Below are 24,199 nucleotides of genomic sequence, written 5' to 3'. Positions count from 1 at the left end.
GGCTCACAGCATCTGATCTTGGGAGGTTTACATGGGATTCACAAGCCCGTGGCATTGGGCCATCGTCGCTATCGTGGTCGTCATTCTGTTCGGTTCGAAGAAGCTGCCCGAAGCAGCTCGAGGACTCGGTCGTTCGCTTCGCATCTTCAAGAGCGAGGTGAAGGAAATGCAGAACGACGGCAAGTCCGATACGCAGACCGGACAATCGTCCACGCCGACTGAGCTCGACTCGACCTCGCAGACCGACGTTCGCGCGAGTGACATCCACCTCAGCAACGGGTCGAGCGCACAGCACGACTCCAAATCGGCCTGAGGGCATACGTCTCCACACCGGGGTACGCACGCCGTACCCCGGTTCACTGCTGACTGAAGACGGAAGATGCGAATCCCGTTCGATCCGAGGCGCTCCAAGCGCCGCTTGAATCCCGACGGCACCATGTCGTTGGTCGACCACCTCTACGAGTTCCGTACCCGGTTGATGTGGGCGGTACTCGCGGTGGCGATCACCACTACCCTCGGGTTCTTCTGGTACTCGCAGTCACTGTTCGGCATCGATAGCCTGGGTGACCTGCTGAGGGGTCCCTACTGCTCATTGGATCCGAGCCTGCGCGCCAACCTGAGCAACACCGACGAATGCCGGTTGCTGGCGACCGGTCCGTTCGACCAGTTCCTCCTACGCTTCAAGGTTGCGTTCACTGCCGGTATCGTCATGGCCTGCCCCATCTGGCTGCATCAAATCTGGGCCTTCGTCACCCCCGGCCTCTACAAGCAGGAGCGGCGATACGCCGTCTCCTTCGTGACAGCCGCAGCGACCCTTTTCGTCGCGGGTGCAGTCCTCGCGTACTACATCGTGGCGAAGGGCTTGGAGTTTCTCCTCTCCATCGGTGACAACGTGCAGATCACCGCGCTCAGTGGTGAACAGTATTTCGGCTTCGTCATCAATCTGCTGATCATCTTCGGCGTCAGCTTCGAAATTCCTCTGCTGGTCGTCGCGTTGAATTTTGTCGGTGTACTCACGTACGAACGACTGAAGGCATGGCGCCGCGGACTGATATTCGGCCTCTTCGTGTTCGCCGCCATCGCGACGCCGGGGCAGGACCCGTTCTCCATGCTGGCGCTCGCGATCGCGTTGACGCTTCTGTTCGAGTTCGCGGTGCAGATTGCCCGAATTCACGACAAGCGTAAATTGCGCAAGAGAGCCGATGAATGGGGTGATGTGTCCGATGACGAGGCAACGTCGATCGATTTCGCAAGTTCCGTCGAGTCGCCTGTCTCGGTCAAGCCTCCCGTCCAGACCGATCGGGACTTCACCGACACGATCTGATGTGATCATGTGAGCGTGCATGCCACTCGATTGCAGCAGTTCACCGACACACTCGCATTTCCACTGGACCGCTTCCAGATCGATGCGTGTACCGCGCTCGAGGCCGGTCATGGGGTGCTGGTCTGTGCGCCGACAGGTGCAGGCAAGACCATCATCGGCGAGTTCGCTGTTCACCTTGCCCTGGCAGCGGGAAGAAAGTGTTTCTATACGACGCCGATCAAGGCGCTCAGCAATCAGAAGTTCGCCGAGCTCACCGCCCGCTACGGTCGTGACACCGTCGGCTTGCTTACCGGCGACTCGTCCATCAACCCAAGCGCGCCGATCGTGGTCATGACGACCGAAGTTCTTCGCAACATGCTCTATGCGTCATCCGATGCCCTGCGGGGGTTGTCGCACGTGGTGATGGACGAGGTGCACTATCTGGCCGACCGATTCCGTGGCGCAGTCTGGGAAGAGGTGATCCTGCACCTGTCTCAGGACGTTCGCCTGGTGAGCCTGTCTGCGACCGTCAGCAACGCCGAGGAGTTCGGCGCATGGATGGAGACGGTGCGCGGCGACACCACCGTGGTCGTCGACGAGAACCGCCCAGTTCCCCTCTCACAGCACATCATGGTCGGACGCAGATTGTTCGACCTGTTCGACACGCGTGCACAGTCCGGTGACGGCGCGGCCCGGTTGGTGGTCGACCGAGAACTGGTTCGGCATGTGAAGCAGCGCCAGGCGCTCGACCACGCGGACCGATGGCAGCCCGCGCACGGGCGGGGGCGGGGGCGGAGCAGTGGTCGGACAAGTGCCAACAACCGTCCGCTCCCGCGTCCGGACGTGATCGCAAAGCTCGATCAGGAAGGGTTGTTGCCGGCGATCACCTTCATCTTCAGTCGTGCAGGATGTGACGGCGCGCTGACGCAGTGCCTGCGGTCTCGTCTGGTATTGACCACGCCCGAGCAGGCGGAGGAAATTCGCTACATCGTCGAGCAACACACCTCCGAGCTGCCTCGTGAAGACCTGGAAGTCCTCGGTTTCTGGGAGTGGCGCGAGGCACTCGAGCGTGGTCTCGCGGCGCACCATGCGGGCATGCTCCCCGTGTTCAGGCACACCGTCGAGGAGCTGTTCGTCAAGGGTCTGGTGCGGGCCGTGTTCGCTACGGAGACACTTGCCCTCGGTATCAACATGCCGGCGCGAACCGTGGTGCTCGAAAAGCTTGTCAAATACAACGGTGAGACTCACGCCGAACTGACCCCCGGCGAGTACACGCAGTTGACCGGACGCGCCGGGCGTCGGGGAATCGACGTAGAGGGTCATGCCGTCGTGCTGTGGCAACCGGGGACCGAGCCTACGGAAGTTGCTGGGCTCGCCTCGACACGTACCTTCCCTCTTCGCAGTTCCTTCCGTCCCGGATACAACATGTCGATCAACATGATCGAGCAGTTCGGGGCACCGGAGTCGCGTGCTCTACTCGAGCGATCGTTCGCGCAGTTCCAGGCCGATCGTTCGGTCGTCGGGTTGGTTCGCGGTATCGACCGCAACGACAAGACAATCGCTCAACTCGGCGATCGACTGGGCGGGCCGGAGGGCGAGTACTTCGAGTACGCACGGCTGCGCGAACGGCTGAAGGAGCGCGAGCGGATTCTGGAGCGACAAGGCCGACAGGACCGACGTGATCGAGCCGTCGAGTCACTGCACGGACTCGAGCGCGGCGACGTCGTCTCGGTACCGAGTGGGAAGCGAAGCGGACTCGCCGTTGTTCTCGAGCCTGACGACGATCGCCTCGACCCCCGCCCGCTCGTACTCACCGAGGATGCGTGGGCCGGACGTTTGTCGGCGGCCGATTTCCCTTCGCCCGCCGATACCTTGGGCCGGATGAGACTGCCGCGCTTCGTAGATCATCGGACCGCGCGTACTCGGCGAGATCTGTCCGCAGCGCTCAGATCGACCGGCATCTCGACACCCTCGGACAGGCGGCGTCAGAAGTCCACCGCGGCAGACGATCGAGAGCTGGCTACGCTGCGCCGAAGTATCCGTTCGCACCCTGTCCACTCGCGCCCGGACCGCGACGAACTCGGTCGGGTCGGTGAGCGCTACAGCAAGCTCGTCCGAGACACCGAGGCGATGCGGCGGGAGGTGTCGGCCACGACCAACTCCCTGGCGCGAAGCTTCGATCGGATCCTGGCCCTGCTCGTGGAACGCGACTACATCACCTCGGGCAAGACGCCGGTAGTCACCGAGCACGGTGCCCATCTCGGCCGAATCTATTCCGAGTCGGACCTGTTGGTGGCCGAGTGCCTACGCCAGCATTTGTGGCGGGGACTGGCGCCGGCCGAACTCGCCGCCGTCGTATCGGCGGTCGTGTTCGAGTCCCGGCAGGAGGGTGACGCCACCCCGCATGGCCCAACCGGGCCTATTCGGCACGCACTGGGCGAGACGGTGCGCGTGTGGACCGAGCTGCGAGCAGATGAGGTTCGGCACAAGCTGCCGCCTACCCGTGAACCGGATGTGGGATTCGTCACTGCGGTGTACCGGTGGGCGAGCAACCACTCTCTCGTGGACGCGCTCATCGCTGCGGGCGATAACGGCAAGGCGTTGTCCGGTGGTGACTTTGTCCGCTGGTGCCGCCAGGTCATCGATCTTCTCGATCAGGTACGGCTCGCGTCACCGGATCCCGAGATATCCCAGACCGCCTCGAAAGCTGTGAAAGCGTTGCGTCGAGGAGTAGTTGCCATCGACGCGGCCTGATCATCCGACCGGAGCCGTTGGCGGCGCGATAAGGTGACGGCCGATCGATCCAATCGAGTGGAGGCGAGATGAGCGGCCCGTACGGTCCGAACAATCCGGACGACCAGTGGTCCCGCGGTGCCGGGTCACGCGAACCCGAATCCCGAGATACAGGCTCGGACGGCTGGAACAACCCGCCTCGAGAACCAATCGAAAACGGTCAGCAGGGATGGGCTCCGGATCCCAACGCTCAGCAGCAGTACGGTCAGCCGTACCCGCAACAGCCGTACCCACAACAGCCGTACCCACAACAGCCGTACCCACAACAGCCGTACCCGCAGCAGCCTTATCCCCAGCAGCAGTACGGTCAATACTCACCGCAGGGTCAGTATCCGCAGGGCCAGTACCCACAGCAGGGCCAGTACCCGCCACAGGGTCAATATCCGCAAGGGCAGTACCCACAGCAGGGCCAGTACCCGTCACAGGGACAGTGGAACCCCGGGCAACAGCAGGCAGCACCAAGCAAATCGAAGAAGCCCTTGCTGATCGCCGCCGGGGTCCTCGCGGCGATCGTCGTCGTGGGCGGTCTTGTATTCGCCTTCGGCCGGACGGCTCAACTGGACCGTGCAGCCGCAGAATCCGGTGTCGAGCAAATCGTCATCGGAACATACGGCGCGTCCACGGTGTCCGGTGTGTCTTGCCCCGACGGTATGACGGTCGAGGAGGGTGCCTCATTCGAGTGCACGCTCGAGGTCGATGGCGCGCAGCGAACCGTCACGCTGACGATGACCGACGATCAGGGCACCTACGTGGTATCGCGCCCTCGTTGACCGCGAAGGGTTTCTCAGCCTCCGTTGGCCGCGAGAGCCGAGACGAGCCGGTCCACAGCGTTGACGACTCCCAGCTCGACGGCGAGCTGGTTCAGTCGTTCGCTGTCGGCCGGCGCCGCGGGGATGACGTCCGATCGTGACAGGTGAACGTCGGCGTCGGTCACCACCCGCACCACCGGCAGGGCGGCGTCGAGGTAGTCGCTTGCGGCGTTCAACTTGGCGCGTACACCCTGCGCCATGTCACTGCTCGGGTCCAGGGCGGCTGCACGCAGCTCCGCGACGGACCCGTATCGGAGCATGAGCGTCGATGCTGTCTTCTCGCCCACGCCTTTGACACCCGGTAGTCCATCGGACGAATCGCCACGAAGCAAGGCCAGTTCGGCGTAGGCGTCACCGGCGCGGTGCAACGGCACGCCGTACTTCGCGGCGACCTCCGCCGGCCCGAACATTTCGGCCTTCGCGAGCCCCCGGCCGACGTACAGAACCCGCACCTGCACGGGCTCGTCTGCGGCAACTTGAAGCAGGTCACGGTCGCCGCTCACCACCACCACCGGATCGTTCCTTTCGCGGGCCGCCAGTGTTCCCAACACATCGTCGGCCTCGAGCCCGTCGGCGCCGGCCGTCGCGATGCCCGCGGCCTGGAGAACGTCCATGATCATGTCCACCTGCGGCGTCAACGAGTCTGGAACTTCCTCGCTTTCCTCAGTTCCCGGCGCCGCCTCGGCCACGCGGTGGGCTTTGTAGGACGGGATGGCGTCGACACGGAACTGCGGGCGCCAGTTCAAATCGAGGCAGACGGCGAGGCGGCTCGGTTCGGTTCGCGTCATCAGCGCGGCAACCATGTCGATGAATCCGCGGACAGCATTGACGGGCCGTCCGTCCGGGGCCGTAATCGACTCGGGCAGTGCGTAGTAGGCGCGAAACCACAGGCTGGCTCCGTCGAGAAGGAGCAGAGGCGACTTTCCCGGGTCTGTCATGGCCATCATCTTGCCAAACGCCGATAGCCTGGAGTCATGAGTTCCGATTCCCAACAGTCAGCTGCTCGCTTCCCTTCAGAGATCTACTCCTCTCGGCTTGCCCGCGCAGCCGAGTACGCGGGGCAGGCCGGGCTAGATGCTCTGTTGATTTCACCGGGTCCGGATCTTCGCTATCTCGTGGGCTCTCAGGCCAGCTCCTTCGAGCGTTTGATCTGCCTTGTGGTCCCAGCTGACGGATCCACCCCGACAGTGTTGGTTCCTCGACTCGAACTTGCTGCCCTGCAGCCTTCGGCAGTGACCGAGCTGGGGCTTCGTGTCACCGACTGGGTCGACGGCGTCAGCCCGTACGACATTGTCGCCGACATGTTGCCCAGCGAGGCTGCCACTGCAGTCGACGACGCCATGCCTGCATTGCATTTCGTGCCGCTGGCGGACAAGCTCGGCCGGACCCCCATCCTCGCAACCGAGGTGCTGCGCCGGCTGCGGATGCTCAAGGACGATTCCGAGATCGCTGCACTGCGCCGGGCCGGGCAGGCCATCGACCGGGTTCACGCCAGGATGGGCGAGTTCTTGAAGGTCGGGCGTACCGAGGCGGCCGTCGCCGCCGATATCGGTGACGCGATCGTTGCAGAAGGTCATACCGAGGCCGCATTCATCATCGTCGGATCCGGTCCGCACGGCGCCGACCCCCACCACGAGGTTTCCGATCGGGTGATCGAGGTCGGTGATGTCGTGGTCATCGATATCGGCGGACCCGTCGACCCCGGCTACAACTCCGACTCCACGCGCACATACGTTCTGGGCGAACCCTCATCGGAGATCGCCGCCCAGTACGCGGTGCTCGAGCGAGCTCAGCAGGCCGCCGTCGACGCGGTCGCGCCCGGCGTCACTGCCGAGGCCATCGACGCCGCTGCACGTGACATTCTCGTCGCCGAGGGCCTGGGAGAGGCTTTCCTACACCGGACCGGGCATGGCATCGGGCTGTCGGTGCACGAGGAGCCGTACATCGTTGCCGGGAACGATATCGAGCTGGTCGACGGGATGGCCTTCAGCATCGAACCTGGAATCTACTTCCGTGGTCACTGGGGCGCGCGCATCGAGGACATCGTGATCGTCACCGCGGACGGCTGCGAGTCCGTCAACCAGCGGCCGCACGGTCTCGTCTCGCTTCCCATCGACTGATTTCGGGCCACTGATCAGGGTGTCGGCGTTCGTCCCAACAGCGACCGAGAACCGAGAACACGCTGCACCGAAATGCGTACGACGACGCGCTCAGGGTTCTCCCGCGGCACTCGATAGCGTCGTGCATATCGCTGTTCGGCGTCCACCACGTCATCGTTGTCGGTGAGCACCTTGCTCGGACCTTCGAGGGTCAACCAGCGGGCGCCGTCGACTTGGCTCACCGCGGCATAGCCGCCGCGTGCTGCGTTCAGGGCCTTCTGGGACTCACGGCTGGTGATCACCCGAGCGATCGAGTTCTCCGCATCCCAGGTGAAGCCCACTGCAACGACGTGCGGGGTCCCGTCCTTTCGAAGGGTGGTAAGTGTCGCCAGGTGGCGTTCGGTCAAGAACTCGAGCGCTCCCTCGGTGAGCGAGGACGGATCAGTGGGGGTGGTAGTCATGAAACAAACGGTAATCGGCGACACTGTCAGGCGTGACTGCCACAGGCGTAAACGACACCCTGCTCGTTCTGGGAGGGCACAGCGATATCGGCATGGAGGTAGCTGTTCGGCTGGCACAGGGCCGAAAAGTGGTGCTTGCCGCGCGGCGTAGCGAGGAATTGGACGATCAGGTTGCGCAGGTGACGGCAGCTGGGGCACGGGAGGTGTCCACGTTGTTCTTCGATGCCGACGACGTGGCGTCGCACGGGAGTGTGCTCGATTCTGTCGTCGAAGCCCATGGCGAACTGGGCACCGTCGTGTTGGCGTTCGGCATTCTGGGCGACAACGCTCGCGCACAGACAGACGCCGAGCACGCGGTGGCGATAGTGCACACCGACTACGTTGCGCAGGTGTCCGTCCTGACCCATGCCGCAAACTTGCTGCGAAAGCAGGGTAGTGGCCAACTCGTCGTGTTCTCCTCGGTTGCCGGCGTCCGCGTTCGGAAAGCCAACTACGTCTACGGCTCGGCAAAGGCAGGCCTCGACGGTTTCGCGTGCGGACTGTCCGACGCGCTGCACGGGTCGGGCGTGTCACTGTTGCTGGTCAGGCCAGGTTTCGTCATCGGATCGATGACCCAGGGGATGACGCCCGCGCCGTTTTCCAGCACGCCGGAACAGGTCGCTGACGCAGTGGTTCGGGCTCTCGCCCGCGGCCGAGCGCGCGTGTGGGTACCGGGCATCCTCGCACCGATCTACTTCGGCTTGAACATGCTGCCGGCATGGCTGTGGCGAAAGATGCCGCGCTGATGCACCACCCGATCGAGGTGATCGGAATCGGTGCCGACGGCTGGGACGGCCTGTCCGAGCACACGCGAGCTGTACTCCACGCTGCCGATGTGGTCTTCGGGTCCGCCCGGCAACTATCGACACTGCCGATCGCAGCGTACCGGTTACGTCGCTGGCCGAGCCCGTTGCTTCCAGCACTCCGATCCTCGATCGAGGAGTTCGACGGGCGTTGGGTCTGTGTGCTCGCCAGTGGCGATCCGATGTTTCATGGGATCGGGGTGAGCCTGGCGCGTGAGTTCGGCGCCTCGAGGCTGCACGTCATCCCGGCTGCATCCTCGCTGTCGCTGGCATGCGCCAGGTTGGGCTGGGCCGTACACGCCACCACCACGGTCAACATCGTCAATGCGGCCGTCACCACGATTTCCCCTGCGCTCTTCGATCGCGCCCACGTTCTTGTTCTGTCTCGAGACGAGCACACTCCGGCGCACGTCGTCGAACTGCTTCGCCGTTCCGGGTTCGGCGGTTCCTCCGTCACCGTGCTCGAACAACTCGGTGGTCCCGCAGAACGACTGGTCACGGGAACTGCCGACAAGTGGAGTCACCCCGTCGGCGACGCGTTGAACGTGGTCGCGATCGAGTGTGTGAGCGATCCGACATACCAACGACTCACGCGAGTCCCGGGTCTACCCGATTCTGCATACAGCGGCGACGGGCAGCTGACGAAGTCCGAGGTGCGCAGTCTGACATTGTCAGCACTGGCTCCGGCTCCCGGTGAACACCTCTGGGATGTCGGCGGCGGCTCCGGGTCGATAGCGATCGAGTGGATGCGCACCGACCCGAGTTGCCGTGCAACGGTGTTCGAATCGATTGTCGGCCGCCGCGAACAGATCGAATCGAATGCGTCCGCGCTCGGTGTGCCTGCTCTGCGAGTCCTGGGGCCGGCCCCGGACGAGTTCGGGGGCGACCCGCCCGACGCCGTCTTCATCGGCGGAGGACTGACCCAGGACGGCATGGTCGACGCCTGTTGGGAGCAGCTGGGCCGAGGTGGCAGGCTCACCGCCAACGCCGTGACTGCCGAGTCCGAAGCGCTCTTGTTGGACTGTGTTTCGCGCTTCGGCGGTACTCTCAGGAAGTTTCAAATCTATCGGGGTGAGCCGCTCGGGACGTTCACGAGTTGGCGACCTCAGCTCCCGGTTGCCCAGTGGAGTGCAGTCAAGTCGTGAACGTGCTGATCCTCGGGGGCACGTCCGAGTCTCGACTTCTCGCAGCGCGCTTGTCGCAGGACAGCCGATTCGACACCCTGACCTCGCTGGCGGGAAGAGTGTCCGATCCACAGCTGCCAGAAGGTGATTCGCGAGTCGGCGGCTTCGGTGGCGCCGATGGATTGGCTACCTGGATCCACTCCCATGCGATCGAGGTCGTCGTCGATGCAACGCACCCTTTTGCCGCAACCATGTCCGGCAATGCCGCTATGGCCGCTGCGAGCGCGGGAGTTCCGTTGCTACGGTTGAATCGACCGGAGTGGACAGCCCGCGCCGGTGACGTGTGGTTGGACGCCTCGACTCCCGCCGACGCCGCAAGGATGGTCGAATCGTTCTCGGAACGAGCCTTTCTCACGATCGGACGTCTCGGGGTTTGGGCTTTCGCAGGCAACAGTCGCACCTGGTTTCTGATCCGAAGCATCGATGCACCCGTGGACGAGCTGCCAACGCGGCACGAGCTTGTGCTGGCGCGTGGACCATTCGACATCGACGACGAGATCGCCACGATGCGCGAGCACCGAATCGATGTCGTGGTCAGCAAGAACAGCGGGGGAGCGATGACGGAGGGAAAGCTGGTGGCCGCCCGTCGACTCGGTATCCCAGTGGTGATGATCGCCCGGCCCCCGGCATCACCGAGCGACCATGTGACCGATTCGGTCGACGGCGCCGTGGCCTGGCTACGCTCTCGGCTGTGAATCCGGGTAGCGACGCGAGGTGAATACTCGGGTGCCCGCATCGGATTCGACGGCTTCGGTCTGGGACGAGCCGATGATGAGCAGGCACCGCATGTCGATGTCCTCGGGTTCGAGCTTTTCGAGGGTGACGACGCGCACGGATTCCTCCGCAGTACCCACTGCGCGACCGATGACCACGGGCGTGTCCGCCTCCCTGTGCTCGAGCAGGAGATCGCGCATGGCACCGACCTGCCAGGTCCTCGATTTCGACGCGGGATTGTAGATCGCGATGGCCATGTCCGCGGCGGCCACGGCGGACAGGCGAGCAGCCACGACAGCCCACGGCTTGAGCCGGTCCGAGAGCGAGATCACCGCGTAGTCGTGCCCGAGTGGCGCTCCGACGCGACTGGCAACAGCGTTGGCTGCGGTCATTCCGGGCACCACGCGCACGCGGACATCGCTCCATTGCGGCTCCGCGGCCACCTCGACGACGGCCGCTGCCATCGCGAACACCCCTGGATCGCCGGATGAGACCACGACGACTCGCTTGCCGAGCTTGGCGAGATCCAAGGCGAATGCAGCGCGCTCGGACTCGACCTTGTTGTCGCTGGCGTGGCGTGCCTGTCCGGGGCGTACGCTCACGCGATCGAGATAGGTGACGTAGCCGACGAGGTCCGTCGCGGCGGCGATTTCATCGCGTACCTCGTCGGTGGTCCAGCGATCGGCGCCCGGCCCCAGCCCGACCACGACGACCTCACCTGGCAACGGATCTGCAGCAACGTTGTTGTTGGACGGACTCGGAACGATGGCGATGGAAAAATATGGCACTTCCGACTGGTCGACGTCGCCGATGGCGAGCACCCGCTCACGATCGGTGCTCGCACGTTCGATGTAGCGAGCCTCGGCCAGTCTGCCCGACTGCTCCAGGGCACGAACCACCGTGGGAAATGTGCGGCCCAACTTCATGATTGCTGCGGCGTCGGTGGTGCGAAGGCGGCGGGCCAGCTCGTCGACAGGCAGGGTGCCGGGCAGGACGGTGAATACCTCGTCCCGTTCGACGAGTGGGGTTTCCATCGCGGCGGAGGCCGCACTCACCGATGTGACACCGGGAACGATCTCGACGTCAAACCGATCGGCTAGCCGCTTGTGCATGTGCATGTACGAGCTGTAGAAGAGCGGGTCACCTTCTGCCAGCAGCGCAACCGAACGGCCCGAAACAAGATGTTCGGCAAGGCGTTCGGCCGCCTGCTCGTAGAATTCGTCGATGGCACCCTGATACCCGCCCGGATGATCGGTGGTGCCGGTGGTGACTGGATAGACGAGATGCACTTCGATCTGATCCTCACGCATGTAGCGCGAGGCAACACCGCGAGAGATGCTGCGGCCGTGCTGTGCGCTGTGAAAGGCGACGACATCTGCTTCGCCGATCACACGCGCAGCCTTGACCGTGACCAGTTCCGGGTCGCCCGGTCCGATGCCCACGCCCCACAGCTTTCCTGACTGAATGCTCATTCCGTCTCGCTCGCAATAGCATTGACCGCGGCGACGGTGATAGGACTGCCGCCGCGTCGCCCACGCACCACCAGATATTCGACACCTGAGCCGGATTCGATCAGATCTTCCTTGGACTCGGCTGCCCCGATGAAACCGACCGGCCCGCCGACAATTGCGGCGGGCTTCGGCGCGCCTGCCTCGAGCATCTCCAGCAGGTGGAACAACGCCGTGGGCGCGTTGCCGATGGCAACGACGGCACCGTCGAGTCGATCACCCCACAGTTCGAGAGCAGCGGCCGTTCGGGTGGTCCCCAGCTTTTCGGCCAGCGCCGGAACCGACGGGTGCGAGAGCGTGCAGATCACTTCGTTGTCCGCCGGGAGGCGTCGTCGAGTGATCCCGGCGGCGACCATGTTCGCATCGCAGAGAATCGGGGCGCCGGCCTCGAGAGCGGCGCGTGCATCGACCACGACGTTGGGTGTGGCGGCGACGACCTCGGTGAGATCGACTTCACCGCTCGCGTGGATCATGCGAACGACCACCTGCGCGATATCAGGGGAGAACGCCGAAAGATCCGCCTCGGCCCTGATGGTCGCGAAGGATTGTCGGTAGATCTCCGCGCCGTCGCGGATGTAGTCGTGCATGACGATCACGATAAGCCAGGCCGGTCGGCCGTCAGGACACCCGGTATCCGGTCGGTCCGGCGACCACGTCCAGTACTGCGCCTTTGGGTCGCCCGCAGCGGCGTTCGCATCCGGACCAATGCTGACGCTCTCCTGGCGAGATGTTGCCGGCGTCGACAGCGGCGGTGACATCAGCTCGTACGTCCGCGTGGGACTTGTCGCACCCGGGCGACCCCGTGCACGCGCTGGCGTGGATCCATGGTGAATGCTCGTCGAAGATGAGCCCCATGGGGGCGAGCACGCGCACGACCGATTCGGCGGCGTCCTCGTCGAGATCGCACAGCACGAGGCTTCGCCACGGCGTGATGACCATTGGTTTGTCGACGGCCGCGAGAAACTCGGCCGAACGGGCATCGAGAACGCCGAGTGCGAGCGCGGCCCCCAGGGCCACCCGTCCGTCACGCTGCGGTAGCCATCCGATCGGCGGGAGCGAATCGGATGTCCCGGGAACATCGGTAGACCCCCCCGGCTCGAGGCCCAAGCGGGCCAACACGCGGGCCGGACCGTCGGGCAGCTCGCTCAGCCGCCATTCCTCGCGCCGCAGCTCCACGAAGTGACGCGCCGCCGCGACGAGAACCTCGATGATGTTCTCGGCACTGATCCTGACTCCCGAGTCTGCACCGGCGAGAAGCAGCGCGTACCGGTCCGGCGCCAGCGCGCGTACACCGAAATCCGGGGCAAGTGATGCGACGTCGCCGCGACCGTCGTCCAGCGCGAACAGCACACGACCAGGCAGATCTGCCAACTCGAGCTCCGCGCACACCGCCACATCGAGGCTGCCGATCATCGAACGCACGTCGGAGGTGCCGCCTACGCGGCCACTGAGCGGCGACGCCACGATGTTCCGCACGCGTTCGTGCGAGGGGGACGGGAGCAGCCCGATATCGGCGAGCCTGCGTGCCAGCTTGTCGGTGTCGGTCACCGCACGAAGCTGCATGTTGCCGCGTGAGGTCAGCTCGATCGACCCGTTGCCGAGCTCCGCGGCGCAATGCGCCAGTACCTGTAGCTGCGCCGATGTGAGCAGACCGCCGGGCAGTCGAACCCGTGCAAGCGCCCCGTCCGCAGCCTGGTGCGTGGACAGCGCACCCGGACACCTGTCGGGGGTGGTGCGGGGCGCGGGCGAGCTCACGCATCCAGGTTACTAGCTGGAACTTCGGTAGCATTCCGCTGAAGTAGGCTTCGGCCGAGAGGAAACCGGTGAAATTCCGGTGCGGTCGCGCCACTGTCACAGTCAGACCCTCTCGGTGAGCTACACACTTGAACGAGGGGCGCGAAAACCTCTCAGAAGGGCGTTACCTGTGATCCTGCTGCTGTCCACCTCGGACACCGATCTTCTCAGCGCGCGTGCCAGTGGCGCGGAATACCGGTGGGGCAATCCGTCGCGATTGCTGGCCGAGGATGTACCTGGCTTGGCCGACGGGGCAGATCTGATCGTCCTCCGCATCCTGGGCTCCAAGCGATCCTGGGAGGACGGTGTCGACGCAGTCCTGGCCGCGGGAGTTCCCGTCGTCGTTCTCGGCGGCGAGCAGGCTCCGGACGCCGAGCTGATGGAGCTGTCGACCGTTCCGGCCAATGTCGCGGCTCAGGCCCACAACTACCTGGCGGAGGGTGGCCCGGAGAACCTCGCACAGCTGCACGCATTCCTCTCCGACACCGTGCTGCTGACCGGGCACGGCTTCGCGGCACCGCTCCATACGCCGACATGGGGCCTGCTCGGCCGCACTCCGACCATCGAGGTGGACGGCCCGACCGTCGCGATCCTGTACTACCGGGCGCAGCACCTCGCCGGCAACACCGCCTATATCGACGCCCTCTGCACTGCCATCGAGAAGGCCGGCGGGCGCGCACTGCCGATCTTCTGCGCGTCGCTGCGCACCGCCGAACCCGAACTCCTCAACACGCTGAAGTCTGCGGACGCCATGGTCGTCACCGTGCTTGCGGCCGGTGGTACCAAACCGGCCGGTGCATCGGCCGGCGGCGACGATGAGGCGTGGGATGTGGCCGAACTGGCCGCCCTCGATGTGCCAATCCTGCAGGGACTGTGTTTGACCAGCAGCCGCGCCACCTGGAACGACAACGACGACGGCCTCTCGCCACTCGATGTCGCGACCCAGGTGGCGGTGCCCGAGTTCGACGGTCGACTCATCACCGTTCCGTTTTCCTTCAAGGAGATCGACGGGGACGGCCTCACTACCTACGTTCCCGATCACGAACGTGCGGCGCGGGTCGCCGGAATCGCAGTCCGCCATGCCAAGCTTCGTCACATCCCGGCCGCCGACCGGCGTATCGCCCTGATGTTCTCGGCTTACCCGACGCAGCATGCCCGCATCGGCAACGCCGTCGGACTCGACACCCCGGCCAGTGCCATCGCGTTGATGTCGGAGATGCGCTCCGCCGGTTACGATCTCGGTCCAGAGGATGGGCCCGACGCCATTCCCGGCCTGGCGGCACGCGACGGTGACGCCTTGATTCATGCCCTGATCGCGCGCGGTGGGCAGGACCCCGACTGGCTTACCGCCGAACAGCTCGAGGGCAACCCCATCCGAATCTCCGCCGCCCGCTACCGCTCGTGGTTCGCCGAGCTGCCCGAGGATTTCACCTCCGCGGTGGAGGAGCACTGGGGCCCGGCACCGGGAGATATGTACGTCGACCGTTCGAGCGATCCAGATGGCGAGATAGTCATTGCCGCGATGCAGTTCGGCAACGTCGTGATCATGGTGCAGCCGCCCCGCGGATTCGGTGAGCGGCCGGTCGCGATCTACCACGATCCGGATCTGCCGCCGAGTCATCACTATCTGGCGGCCTACCGCTGGATTCAAGCTGCCCGTGAGGACGGCGGATTCGGCGCCGACGCGATGGTTCACCTCGGCAAGCACGGAAACCTCGAATGGTTGCCGGGTAAGACCCTGGGCATGTCGGCCTCGTGCGGTACCGATGCCGCACTCGGCGACCTACCCCTGATCTATCCGTTCCTGGTCAACGACCCGGGTGAGGGCACGCAGGCCAAGCGACGGGCACATGCAACCCTCGTCGACCACCTCATTCCACCGATGGCGCGGGCGGAAAGCTACGGCGACATCTCACGGCTCGAACAGCTTCTCGACGAGCACGCCAACATCTCGACGTTGGATCCTGCCAAGTTGCCTGCCATCCGACAGCAGATCTGGACATTGATGACTGCCGCGCAGATGCATCAAGACCTCGGGTTGGAGGAGCGTCCGGACGAAGAAGTGTTCGACGACATGCTGCTCCACGTCGACGGCTGGCTGTGCGAGATCAAAGATGTCCAGATACGCGACGGGTTGCACATCCTGGGGCAAGAACCCGTCGGCGACGCCGAGGTCGAACTGGTGCTGGCGATGCTTCGTGCCCGCCAGATGTGGGGCGGCGAGCAGTCCGTCCCGGGGCTTCGCGAAGCTCTCGGGCTCAGTGAGGACGGCGACGAGGCGCGGGTGCGGGTCGACGAGGTCGAAGCCACCGCGCACGGCCTCGTCGCGGCGATGGCTGCCACCGGATGGAACCCGGACGAGGTGGAAAGTGTTGCGGGCGAGCATGGTTCGACTGTCGTCGACATCCTCCGGTTCGCTGCTACCGAGGTGGTACCACGGCTGCGGGGAACCTCGAACGAGATTTCGCAGGTGCTGCATGCCCTCGACGGCGGATTCATCGCCGCCGGTCCGAGCGGCTCCCCGCTGCGCGGACTGATCAATGTGCTTCCGACCGGCCGAAACTTCTACTCGGTCGATCCAAAAGCGGTGCCGTCGAAACTGGCCTGGGAAACCGGCCAGGCAATGGCCGAGTCACTGCTCGCTCGATACCGCAAGGACCACGGCGATTGGCCGAAGTCGGTAGGCCTTTCCGTGTGGGGTACCTCGGCGATGCGTACCTCGGGCGACGACGTTGCGGAGGTCTTCGCGCTGCTGGGTGTTTCTCCGGTATGGGACGAGGCCTCCCGCCGGGTGACGAAACTCGAGGTGATCGACCTCGATGAGCTGGGTAGGCCACGCATCGATGTGACCGTCCGGATAAGCGGCTTCTTCCGGGACGCGTTCCCGCATGTGCTGGCACTGCTCGACGACGCAGTCAGATTGGTCGCCGCCCTCGACGAATCGGCGGAGCATAACTATGTCCGCGCCCACGCCCAGGCCGATCTTGCCGAACACGGCGACGAACGACGCGCGACGACGAGAATCTTCGGCAGTAAGCCCGGTACCTACGGCGCGGGGCTACTCCAGCTGATCGACAGCAAGACCTGGCGCAGCGACGAGGACCTGGCGCAGGTGTACACGACGTGGGGCGGTTTCGCCTACGGTCGCGGCCTCGACGGTGTTCCTGCATCCGACGACATGCGCACCGCGTACCGGCGTATTGCCGTGGCGGCCAAGAACACCGACACGCGCGAGCACGACATCGCCGATTCCGACGACTACTTCCAGTATCACGGCGGCATGGTTGCGACCGTGCGTGCGCTGACCGGTAAGTCACCCGAGGCTTACATCGGCGACAGCACGCGACCGGAATCGGTCCGCACTCGCACACTGTCCGAGGAAACTGCACGGGTGTTCCGTGCGCGTGTGATCAATCCGCGCTGGCTCGATGCGATGCGCAGACATGGCTACAAGGGTGCGTTCGAGATGGCGGCAACTGTCGACTATCTCTTCGGCTACGACGCGACAACGGACGTGGTGGCTGACTGGATGTACGAGAAGCTCGCCGAGACATACGTGTTGGATGAGCAGAACCAGAAGTTCATGCAGCAGTCGAATCCTTGGGCACTTCACGGAATCGCCGAGCGTCTCCTCGAGGCCGCTGAACGGAAGATGTGGGCAGAACCAGATCCGAAGGTGCTCGACGGGTTGCGTCAGGTGTACTTGGAAACAGAGGGAGACCTCGAGGGCGAGTAGCCGTACGCTTGGCGCATGGCTACGTTCCAGGAGATCGCCGACGGAAAGTACGTTTCGCTCACTACGTTCAAGAAGGACGGTACGCCCGTCGCGACACCCCTGTGGGGCGCGCGCGACGGCGACCGACTCCTCGTCTGGACCACGGCCGATTCGTGGAAGGTCAAACGGATCAGGCGCAATGCGAAGGTCACCGTCGCGCCCTGCTCGGCACGCGGAAAGATCGAGGGCGACGCTGTCGACGGCATCGCCGAAGTCCTCGACGCGGCGGGGACCGAGACGGCTCGCGCGGCGATCACGTCGAAGTACGGCATCGTAGGATGGCTGGTGGTCAAGGGCAGTTCACTTCGCCGTGGCAAGGACGGAACAGTCGGGATCGCCGTCGTACCTGGGTGACCTGGAGATCTACGCCACTGAAGTAGAACGGCGTCCTGACGTTCCTGGGCGCGGGGTAATGGGCTGGAACGTGGCGGCGACTGCTCCGAGGGCCGCCAAGGGAACAGCATAGATAAGCAGGTACCAAAAAGAGGGCGCGGCCCATAGCTGAAGCCAGGCGAAAGACAGACCGACGAGCGCCGCAACAGCGACCCAGGAAACCCACTCACGCATGGCCAATGCTGCCACCACGAGGGGTGCCGCGAGCAACAGTACAACCCAGACCAACGGCCATACCCCTAGTACGTCGATGGCACGGTCATCGCATTGGTAGAAAGATCCGCCTTCACCGATCTTGGAACACGACAACGACATATCACCCATCGCCATCGAGGTCCCGTCACTCGCGGTGACGGCCACTGCGACCACAGCCAGGGCCCACCACACTGCTCTCCACACGCCCGCAGCCTATCCCGGCCGGGACTCTGTCTGCTCGAAGGTTATGTGCGCGCTCATAGTTCGGGTGGGTCGAAGTAGTGGTTGCCGTGCGGGTCGGTGGTGTGGATGACGTCATAGGGGAGTTTTTCGGTGGTCCAGAGTTTGCTGGTCTTGAGATTGTGGTGGGTGCGGCAGTAGGGGGCGAGGTTGGCGGCGATGGTCCAGCCGCCGCGGTGGGGGTTGTGATGGTCGAATTCGACGATGTGGTCGAGGTCGCAGCGGTTCGAGGCGATGGTGCAGCCGGGGTGGCGGCAGGTGGGGTATTGGGCGCGGATGTACGTCGCGAGTGCTGTGCCGGGGGTGTAGGTGAGGGCTCCGGGTGGAGGTGTCGGATGACCGCCGTGGCCGTCGGGGTGTTCGGCGTGATCGTGGTGTGGGTCGCCTGCGACGACGGCGCGGTAGTAGTCGGCGAGGCCTGCGGCGGTGGTGGCGGGCGCAGGCGCCCGTGGCGGGTTCGGTGGCGGGTCGGGTAGGTGTCCGGCTGAGAGGGGGCGGGTGCGCCCGAGGATCAGGTCGGGGGTGGTGCTGGCAGGTTCGGGTTCTGCGAGGTCGGCGAGTAGGTCGGTGTCGTAGAGGAATCCGTTGTTGCCGGTGTCGGTGCCTTCGGTCTCGGTGTCGGGGTTCGGGTCGTCTTTGTTGTCGGTGGTGGTGAGGGTTGCTCGGCGTCGGTCGTCAGTGGTTTGTGTGCGGGTGGGTGTGCTCATGCGGGTGGGCAAGTGTGCGGTGTGGCGGTCGTGTTCGGCGGCTGCTGCGGCGAGGAGGTCCGCGAACGGGTCGGGGGTGTGGTGGGGGTCGGTGTGTGGGCGTGGCGGGGTGCCGCAAGTACAGGTGCATTGCGGTGTGTGAACGGTCGATCCCGACGGTGGCGGGTCGGGGTCGGTGAGATCGGTGAGGGTGTCGAGGTATCGGCGGCTGGTGGTGAAGATGATTTGCCAGGTGGCGTCTCGGGCGAGGGCGCGCAGGGTGGTGGGGTCGAGGGGTCCGTAACCGTGGAGGTAGGCGTTGCGATTGTGCAGGCCAAGGATTGTTTCGAGGTCGGCGGTGATGTGGATGAGGGGGCGGCTGGCGGTGACGGTGGCTCCATGGGGGTAACGGGTGGAGTCCGGTACCGAGGAAGTGGGCTGCGGCGGTAGTGCTCGCCCGCATGGGCAGTGTGATCTGCCGCGAGGATTTCGGACAATGGAGATGGCTATTTCAGGCCGCGATCGCGGGCTGCTGGTAACTGTAGTGGACGTCGTTCGGGAATCGGTACCCGAGCGCTGAATGTCGACGACGCGGGTTGTAGAAGCCTTCGATGTACCTGATGATGTCTTCTCGCGCTTTGGTTTTGGTGGAATAGATCGTGCGATAGACACACTCGTTCTTTAGCGCCGCGAAGAAACTTTCGGCCATGCTGTTGTCCCAGCACACCCCGGTCCGTCCCATCGAGGACCGCATGCCCAGAGAGCTCACCAGAGCACGGTAGGCGCGTGAGGTGTAGACACTGCCGCGATCGGAGTGAAAGATCGCTCCCGGCTCGATGAGGGTCGTTGCCGCGGCGTTCGTCAACGCAGCCGCGACGAGCTCGGTGCGCATGTGATCGGCGATCGACCAGCCCACCACTTTGCGAGAGAAGCAGTCGATGACCGTCGCGAGGTAGACGAACCCCTGCCAGGTGTGGATGTAGGTGATGTCGCCGACGAACTTGATCCCCGGCCGGTCCGCGGTGAAGTCCCGCTGCAACAGATCCGGCACCACCGGGTCGCTGTTGGGGTCCGAATCAGTGGTGGTGCGGAACGGACGCGGCTGGCACGGAATCAGGTCGTGCTCGCGCATGATCGACCGAACCAGTTCTGGGGAACATTCGACGCCGGCATCAGCGAGATCTGCATGGATGCGCCGATAACCGTACGTTCCGTGCGATGCACCGAAGAACACTCGAATCTGTTCCGCAAGAACATCTCTGCGGATCGATGTAGCGGACTGCGGTCGGCTGCGCCAGTTGTAGAATCCTGAGGTCGAGACCTCGAGCCAGCGGCATCGGTCGGTGATCGGTGTTGCCGCGGAGTCGTCCGCGACATAGGAATCGATGAACTCGTACTTCGCCACTATCGTGGCTCCCGCGCGAAGTACGATGCTGCTTTTTTCAGGAAGGCTGCCTCGGCCCGCAGTTCCCGGTTCTCGCGTTCGAGCTGCGCCAGACGCGCGCGCTCGGTCAGTGTCAGTTCGCTCTCGGGGCCGCCGCCGTGAGTCTCACGATACTTGCTCAGCCACCGCCGCAGACTGTCGTCGCCCACCCCGTAGGCCTTGGCGACTTCACTGATCGGTTTGGACGAGTCGATCACTTCTCGGCACAGTTCGTCCTTGAACTCTGCCGAGAAAGATCGCCGTGATCTGCTCATGCTGGTCGGACTCATTTCAGTAGATCCCTATCCTAAGCGGGTCCAGTGTCCGAAATTCCTGGGCCGATCAGTCACCCCGACGGCGTCTGCGCGGCGTCAGGACCCCGCGCATTGATCCGGCTTCGAGACGCGAGGAAGACGCAAAGCACTGCTGCACAGCATATTCAGTACTTCACCGGCAACCCTGCATATCAAGACTGGCCGTTTAGGTGGTCCCTACCCACTGGCAATCAGGTGGTCCTATCGCCCTGGCAAGCGACAACATCGCGATGGGTACCCCGATGTTCGCCCTCGCTGTTCTCGTGGCCGTTTGGGCATTCCGACACTCCAGCAAGCAGTTCGTCCGCTGACGTTGACTATGCCCCAACGGCATAGTCAACACTGGACCACGACGAACGGGAGTGAACACAATGGGTTGGAGCACCAAGGAGGTCGCAGATCTCGCAGGCACCACTCTGAAGTCGGTGCGGCACTACCACGAGGTCGGGTTGCTCGACGAGCCCGCACGAAAGGGTAACGGCTACAAGCAGTACGGCGTCGCGCATCTCGTGCGCCTCGTCCAGATCAAGCGCCTGACAGGCCTCGGCTTCTCGCTCGCGCAGATCGCAGCCATGGGAGAGAGCCGCGACCACCAGGAGGAGGCGCTACGGACCCTCGACGCCGAGCTCGCCGCCTCGATCGACCAGCTGCAACGGGCCCGCGTCGAACTCGCGATGATCCTGCGCGATGCGACACCGACAGATCTGCCACCCGAATTGGCGGATGCGGCCGAAGAGTTGTCGACGGCCGACCGAACCTTCGTGTCGTTCGCCAGCACCATCCTCACCCCGACGGCCCTCGACGCCTACGGCGAACTCATCCGAAACGCACCAAGAACACCCGCCGATTCTGAATTCGACAACCTCCCTGCGGACGCCGACGAAGCCACCAGGGCCGACCTCGCAGCGCGCATGGCGCCGCATGTCCGCGAGCTGACCGCGCGCTACCCCGAACCGTTCGACAGCGCCGCTGCCGAAATCGGACCGCAACGAGCCGCACGTGCCTTCCATATCGCACTGACGGAGCTGTACAACCCCGCGCAGCTCGACGTGATGCGTCGAATCTCGCTGAAACTGAAGAAACACAACTGACCGGAGTCGATCACCGATGCCCAGATTCAGACCCGCGGCTGTCTTCGCCGCAGCCACAATCTCACTTCTCGTGCTCGGAGCCTGTAGCGGGACCCAGACAGAGACTCTGGCGCAGCCGCAGCAGGATGAGCAGCCGGACTTCCAGCGCTTCTACGACCAGGACGTGACTTTCGAGCCGTGCGCGGGGTACGGCATGACATCGGCCGACGAAGCAGCGTTCACCAGTGACCCTGCATTCGAGTGCGCCCGTGTGGAAGTGCCGCTGAACTACGAGGACCCGACGGGTCGGACAGCGCAGATCGCACTGCTGAAGGTGCCTGCGAAAGGAGAACCGATCAGGTCGCTCCTGATGAACCCCGGGGGACCGGGCGGCCCTGGAATGAGCATGGCTGCCGCAGGCGCAACCACATTGGCGGACAGTCCGCTGACCGAGAACTTCGATCTGGTCGGATTCGACCCCCGCGGAGTGGGCGCGTCCACACCCGCCATCGACTGCTTCACCGACGAGGACTACGAGGCAGGAACGAGCTACACGACGGTTCTGACCGGGTCGAGAACGCTGTCCGAGGACGGCGCACGCGACCTCGTCGACAAGTGCGCGGAGCGATCGGGAGGTGAGGACGTTCTCGCCCACGTCGGGACCCGCGACGCTGCTCGCGACCTGGATGTCCTCCGGGCAGTGCTCGGCGACGACAAGCTGAGCTACTTGGGCCAAAGCTACGGAACTCGCCTCGCAGCGGTCTACGCCGAGATGTTCCCGCAGAACGTGCGGGCCATGGTTCTCGACGGCGCCATCGACCCGCAACAGCACTCCGCTGAGCGTCGTATCGATCAATTCACGAGTTTTCAGCGATCCTTCGACGAGATGGCCGCGGCGTGTGCCACCGCGGCGGACTGCCCGCTGGGAACGGACCCGAGCAAAGCTGTCGAGAATTTTCAGAATATAGCCCGGCCGCTGATCGACGATCCGATCGTCACCGGAGACGGACGAAAGATGGATTTCGACGCCGCATACGGGGCTGTGTTGGCAGGCCTGTACGACTCCTCGGTGTGGCCGATTATCACCACAGGCATCTCTGAACTGCAGGCAGGCCATGCAGACACGCTCCTGAAGATCAACGACGTCTTCGGTGGACGTGACGCCGACGGGACCTACCCGAATTTCCCCGAGGCGCTGTACGCCATCAACTGCATGGACGAGGAGCGCAACACCCCGGAGCAGGAAGTCGAGCTGAAACGCCGAATCCAGGAAATTGCACCGTTCACCGACGCCGGCCTCGGACCGGAAGGGGCGCGTGACCCGTGCGAATTCTGGCCTGCCGAGCCGACTCTCGGCATGCCGTACGCCACCGACATCGATGGGCTGCCCGACACGTTGACCATCTCGATCACCGGTGATGCGTCCACGCCGTACGAGGGCGGTGTGAGTTTGGCTGACACACTCGGCGGATCCCTGCTGACCGTTGAAGGTGAACAGCACACCGTGGCATTCGGCGGAACGAGCGACTGCGTGGGCGACATCGTCGCGGACTACCTCGTCGACCTTCAATCCCCACCCGAAGATGCTCGCTGCACACTCTGATGTTCACCGAGAGGAGTCTCCACATGTCCACACCCGAACTGCTTTCCCTCGAGGAGTTCTTCGGCCCGCCCGTCCGATCCGGCGCCGCGATCTCCCCGGACGGTGAGAAAATCGCCTTCCTCGCGCCGTGGGAGAACCGTCTGAACGTGTGGGTCCAGGACCTCGCGGCCGACGCGTCCACCGAGACCGAAGCCCGATGCTTGACCGCCGACGACGCCCGCAGCGTCCTGAACTTCCGGTGGACCGACGACCCGCGGTGGCTGCTGTACATGCAGGACTTCGGCGGCGACGAGAACCACCACGTGTACCGCATCGACCTCTCCGACCCCGACGCACCAGCAGTGGACCTGACGCCGTTCCCCGGTGCCCGCGCCATGGGACTCGAACCCGCCCGTGGCCGCAAGGGTGTCTACACAGTGCTGCTGAACGCACGAAGCACCGCCGAGCTCGACCTGTACGAGATCGACATCGCGTCAGGCGACATCACCATGATCGGGAAAAGTCCGGGCCAGGGGCAGAACCTGATGCCCGGCGTGGACGGTGAACTGTTCGTCTTTGCAGTAACGCCGGAAGGCAACTTCGACGTGTCCGTGCGTGGGAAGTCCGGACCGGCGCGACAAATCAAGTTGTTCGACGGCGCCGACTACCCGATGGGGATCAACCCCACCCAAATCACCCCCGACGGCACCGGTATGTGGATGGGATCCACGAGAGACAAAGACCTGACCTACCTCGTTCGTGTCGACCTCGAGACCGGTGAGGAAACCGTCGTCGATTTCCACCCGACGCTCGAACTGGACGGCGCGCGCAGAGCCCTCGAACAGACGTCGTCGCCGCTGATCTGCGACAGCAAGACCGGTGAACTCTTAGCCCGAATGCACCGATCAACTGATGGCGTCGCTGTGAGTTTGGTTGTGCGGCTTCGAGTGGAGTGCGGGCGTGGGTGATCGTCCGACCTCTCGTGCCGGGTTGTTCCACTGGGTCTTTCGCGTC

The 24,199-nt window shown here is 64.3% G+C and carries 22 protein-coding genes; 14 read left to right on the top strand and 8 right to left on the bottom strand.

All coding sequences use genetic code 11. The features are described 5' to 3' along the window. The first annotated feature begins 31 nt into the window (after positions 1-31). The 4 genes from tatA (at position 32) to KVY23_RS10010 (ending at position 4,866) form a co-directional block, all read left to right on the top strand. Positions 32-313, top strand: coding sequence for a Sec-independent protein translocase subunit TatA (tatA, locus tag KVY23_RS10025; RefSeq protein ID WP_075839751.1), 282 nt, complete (start codon positions 32-34; stop codon positions 311-313). Positions 314-379: 66 nt separating this feature from the next. Beyond that, on the top strand, positions 380-1,324 hold the full coding sequence (gene tatC / locus KVY23_RS10020; RefSeq protein ID WP_230556299.1) for a twin-arginine translocase subunit TatC: 945 nt from the start codon (positions 380-382) through the stop codon (positions 1,322-1,324). Between the two features lie 15 nt (positions 1,325-1,339). Next, positions 1,340-4,057 (top strand): RNA helicase, encoded by a 2,718-nt coding sequence (locus KVY23_RS10015; protein ID WP_230556298.1) that lies wholly within the window; start codon positions 1,340-1,342, stop codon positions 4,055-4,057. A 68-nt stretch (positions 4,058-4,125) separates the two neighbouring features. Then, on the top strand, positions 4,126-4,866 hold the full coding sequence (locus tag KVY23_RS10010) for a DUF4333 domain-containing protein (RefSeq protein WP_230556297.1): 741 nt from the start codon (positions 4,126-4,128) through the stop codon (positions 4,864-4,866). A gap of 14 nt (positions 4,867-4,880) precedes the next feature. On the opposite strand, the gene KVY23_RS10005 is transcribed toward KVY23_RS10010, so the two are convergent. Further along, entirely contained in the window at positions 4,881-5,852 is a 972-nt protein-coding gene (locus KVY23_RS10005; RefSeq protein WP_230556296.1) for a 5'-3' exonuclease, read from the bottom strand. 27 nt (positions 5,853-5,879) lie between these two features. Here KVY23_RS10005 and KVY23_RS10000 point away from each other — a divergent pair, with 27 nt between their 5' ends. Then, complete coding sequence (locus KVY23_RS10000; RefSeq protein WP_230556295.1) at positions 5,880-7,025, top strand: Xaa-Pro peptidase family protein; 1,146 nt, start codon at positions 5,880-5,882, stop codon at positions 7,023-7,025. Between the two features lie 14 nt (positions 7,026-7,039). Here KVY23_RS10000 and KVY23_RS09995 read toward each other — a convergent pair whose 3' ends face one another. Beyond that, positions 7,040-7,465 carry a PPOX class F420-dependent oxidoreductase gene (locus tag KVY23_RS09995; RefSeq protein ID WP_230556294.1) on the bottom strand — a complete coding sequence of 142 codons (426 nt, stop codon included), beginning with the start codon at positions 7,463-7,465 and terminating at the stop codon, positions 7,040-7,042. 32 nt (positions 7,466-7,497) lie between these two features. Between KVY23_RS09995 and KVY23_RS09990 the strand changes: the two genes are divergently transcribed. Genes KVY23_RS09990 through KVY23_RS09980 form a run of 3 tightly spaced genes read left to right on the top strand, consistent with a single transcriptional unit; the run spans position 7,498 to position 10,186 of the window. Then, positions 7,498-8,250, top strand: coding sequence for an SDR family NAD(P)-dependent oxidoreductase (locus tag KVY23_RS09990; RefSeq protein ID WP_294636951.1), 753 nt, complete (start codon positions 7,498-7,500; stop codon positions 8,248-8,250). Then, positions 8,250-9,452, top strand: coding sequence for a precorrin-6y C5,15-methyltransferase (decarboxylating) subunit CbiE (cbiE, locus tag KVY23_RS09985; RefSeq protein WP_230556417.1), 1,203 nt, complete (start codon positions 8,250-8,252; stop codon positions 9,450-9,452). The genes KVY23_RS09990 and cbiE overlap by 1 nt, the downstream gene beginning before the upstream one ends. Next, on the top strand, positions 9,449-10,186 hold the full coding sequence (locus tag KVY23_RS09980) for a cobalt-precorrin-6A reductase (RefSeq protein WP_230556293.1): 738 nt from the start codon (positions 9,449-9,451) through the stop codon (positions 10,184-10,186). Before cbiE ends, KVY23_RS09980 begins: the two co-directional genes overlap by 4 nt. Here the strand turns inward: KVY23_RS09980 and cobJ are convergent. Genes cobJ through cobG form a run of 3 tightly spaced genes read right to left on the bottom strand, consistent with a single transcriptional unit; the run spans position 10,169 to position 13,468 of the window. After that, positions 10,169-11,677, bottom strand: a complete 1,509-nt coding sequence (cobJ, locus tag KVY23_RS09975; RefSeq protein WP_230556292.1) for a precorrin-3B C(17)-methyltransferase — start codon at positions 11,675-11,677, stop codon at positions 10,169-10,171. The two genes, KVY23_RS09980 and cobJ, sit on opposite strands and share 18 nt — an antisense overlap. Then, on the bottom strand, positions 11,674-12,300 hold the full coding sequence (locus tag KVY23_RS09970; RefSeq protein ID WP_075839774.1) for a precorrin-8X methylmutase: 627 nt from the start codon (positions 12,298-12,300) through the stop codon (positions 11,674-11,676). Before KVY23_RS09970 ends, cobJ begins: the two co-directional genes overlap by 4 nt. A 31-nt stretch (positions 12,301-12,331) precedes the next feature. Further along, positions 12,332-13,468 (bottom strand): precorrin-3B synthase, encoded by a 1,137-nt coding sequence (gene cobG, locus KVY23_RS09965; protein WP_230556291.1) that lies wholly within the window; start codon positions 13,466-13,468, stop codon positions 12,332-12,334. Between the two features lie 169 nt (positions 13,469-13,637). On the opposite strand from cobG, the gene cobN reads away from it, so the two are divergent. Continuing rightward, complete coding sequence (gene cobN / locus KVY23_RS09960) at positions 13,638-17,243, top strand: cobaltochelatase subunit CobN (RefSeq protein WP_230556290.1); 3,606 nt, start codon at positions 13,638-13,640, stop codon at positions 17,241-17,243. A 15-nt stretch (positions 17,244-17,258) separates the two neighbouring features. Beyond that, a complete protein-coding gene (locus tag KVY23_RS09955; RefSeq protein ID WP_230556289.1) occupies positions 17,259-17,636 on the top strand; it encodes a PPOX class F420-dependent oxidoreductase in 378 nt (125 codons plus the stop codon). A gap of 9 nt (positions 17,637-17,645) precedes the next feature. On the opposite strand, the gene KVY23_RS09950 is transcribed toward KVY23_RS09955, so the two are convergent. Further along, a complete protein-coding gene (locus KVY23_RS09950) occupies positions 17,646-18,074 on the bottom strand; it encodes an ABC transporter permease (protein WP_230556288.1) in 429 nt (142 codons plus the stop codon). 53 nt (positions 18,075-18,127) lie between these two features. Further along, entirely contained in the window at positions 18,128-18,817 is a 690-nt protein-coding gene (locus KVY23_RS09945) for an HNH endonuclease signature motif containing protein (RefSeq protein ID WP_230556287.1), read from the bottom strand. Positions 18,818-18,955: 138 nt separating this feature from the next. On the opposite strand from KVY23_RS09945, the gene KVY23_RS09940 reads away from it, so the two are divergent. Next, positions 18,956-19,246, top strand: a complete 291-nt coding sequence (locus KVY23_RS09940; RefSeq protein WP_230556286.1) for a hypothetical protein — start codon at positions 18,956-18,958, stop codon at positions 19,244-19,246. Between the two features lie 61 nt (positions 19,247-19,307). On the opposite strand, the gene KVY23_RS09935 is transcribed toward KVY23_RS09940, so the two are convergent. Then, positions 19,308-20,494 (bottom strand): IS3 family transposase gene (locus tag KVY23_RS09935; protein ID WP_230556285.1). Its coding sequence is split into 2 segments (ribosomal slippage): positions 19,308-20,227 and positions 20,227-20,494, totalling 1,188 coding nucleotides; the frame shifts between segments, so codons are not numbered across the junction. 410 nt (positions 20,495-20,904) lie between these two features. Here KVY23_RS09935 and KVY23_RS09930 point away from each other — a divergent pair. From KVY23_RS09930 to KVY23_RS09920, 3 genes are read left to right on the top strand one after another with little or no spacing between them, the layout of a single operon-like run. After that, positions 20,905-21,624, top strand: a complete 720-nt coding sequence (locus tag KVY23_RS09930) for a MerR family transcriptional regulator (RefSeq protein WP_230556284.1) — start codon at positions 20,905-20,907, stop codon at positions 21,622-21,624. A gap of 16 nt (positions 21,625-21,640) precedes the next feature. Then, positions 21,641-23,206: an alpha/beta fold hydrolase gene (locus tag KVY23_RS09925; protein ID WP_230556283.1), complete on the top strand. Its 1,566-nt coding sequence runs from the start codon at positions 21,641-21,643 to the stop codon at positions 23,204-23,206. A 23-nt stretch (positions 23,207-23,229) separates the two neighbouring features. Further along, a complete protein-coding gene (locus KVY23_RS09920; protein WP_230556282.1) occupies positions 23,230-24,153 on the top strand; it encodes a hypothetical protein in 924 nt (307 codons plus the stop codon). The last annotated feature ends 46 nt before the right edge of the window (positions 24,154-24,199 follow it).

The organism is Rhodococcus sp. I2R (assembly GCF_020889545.1).
GTDB lineage: Bacteria > Actinomycetota > Actinomycetes > Mycobacteriales > Mycobacteriaceae > Rhodococcoides.
This window is presented reverse-complemented; position numbering and strand designations above follow the sequence as displayed.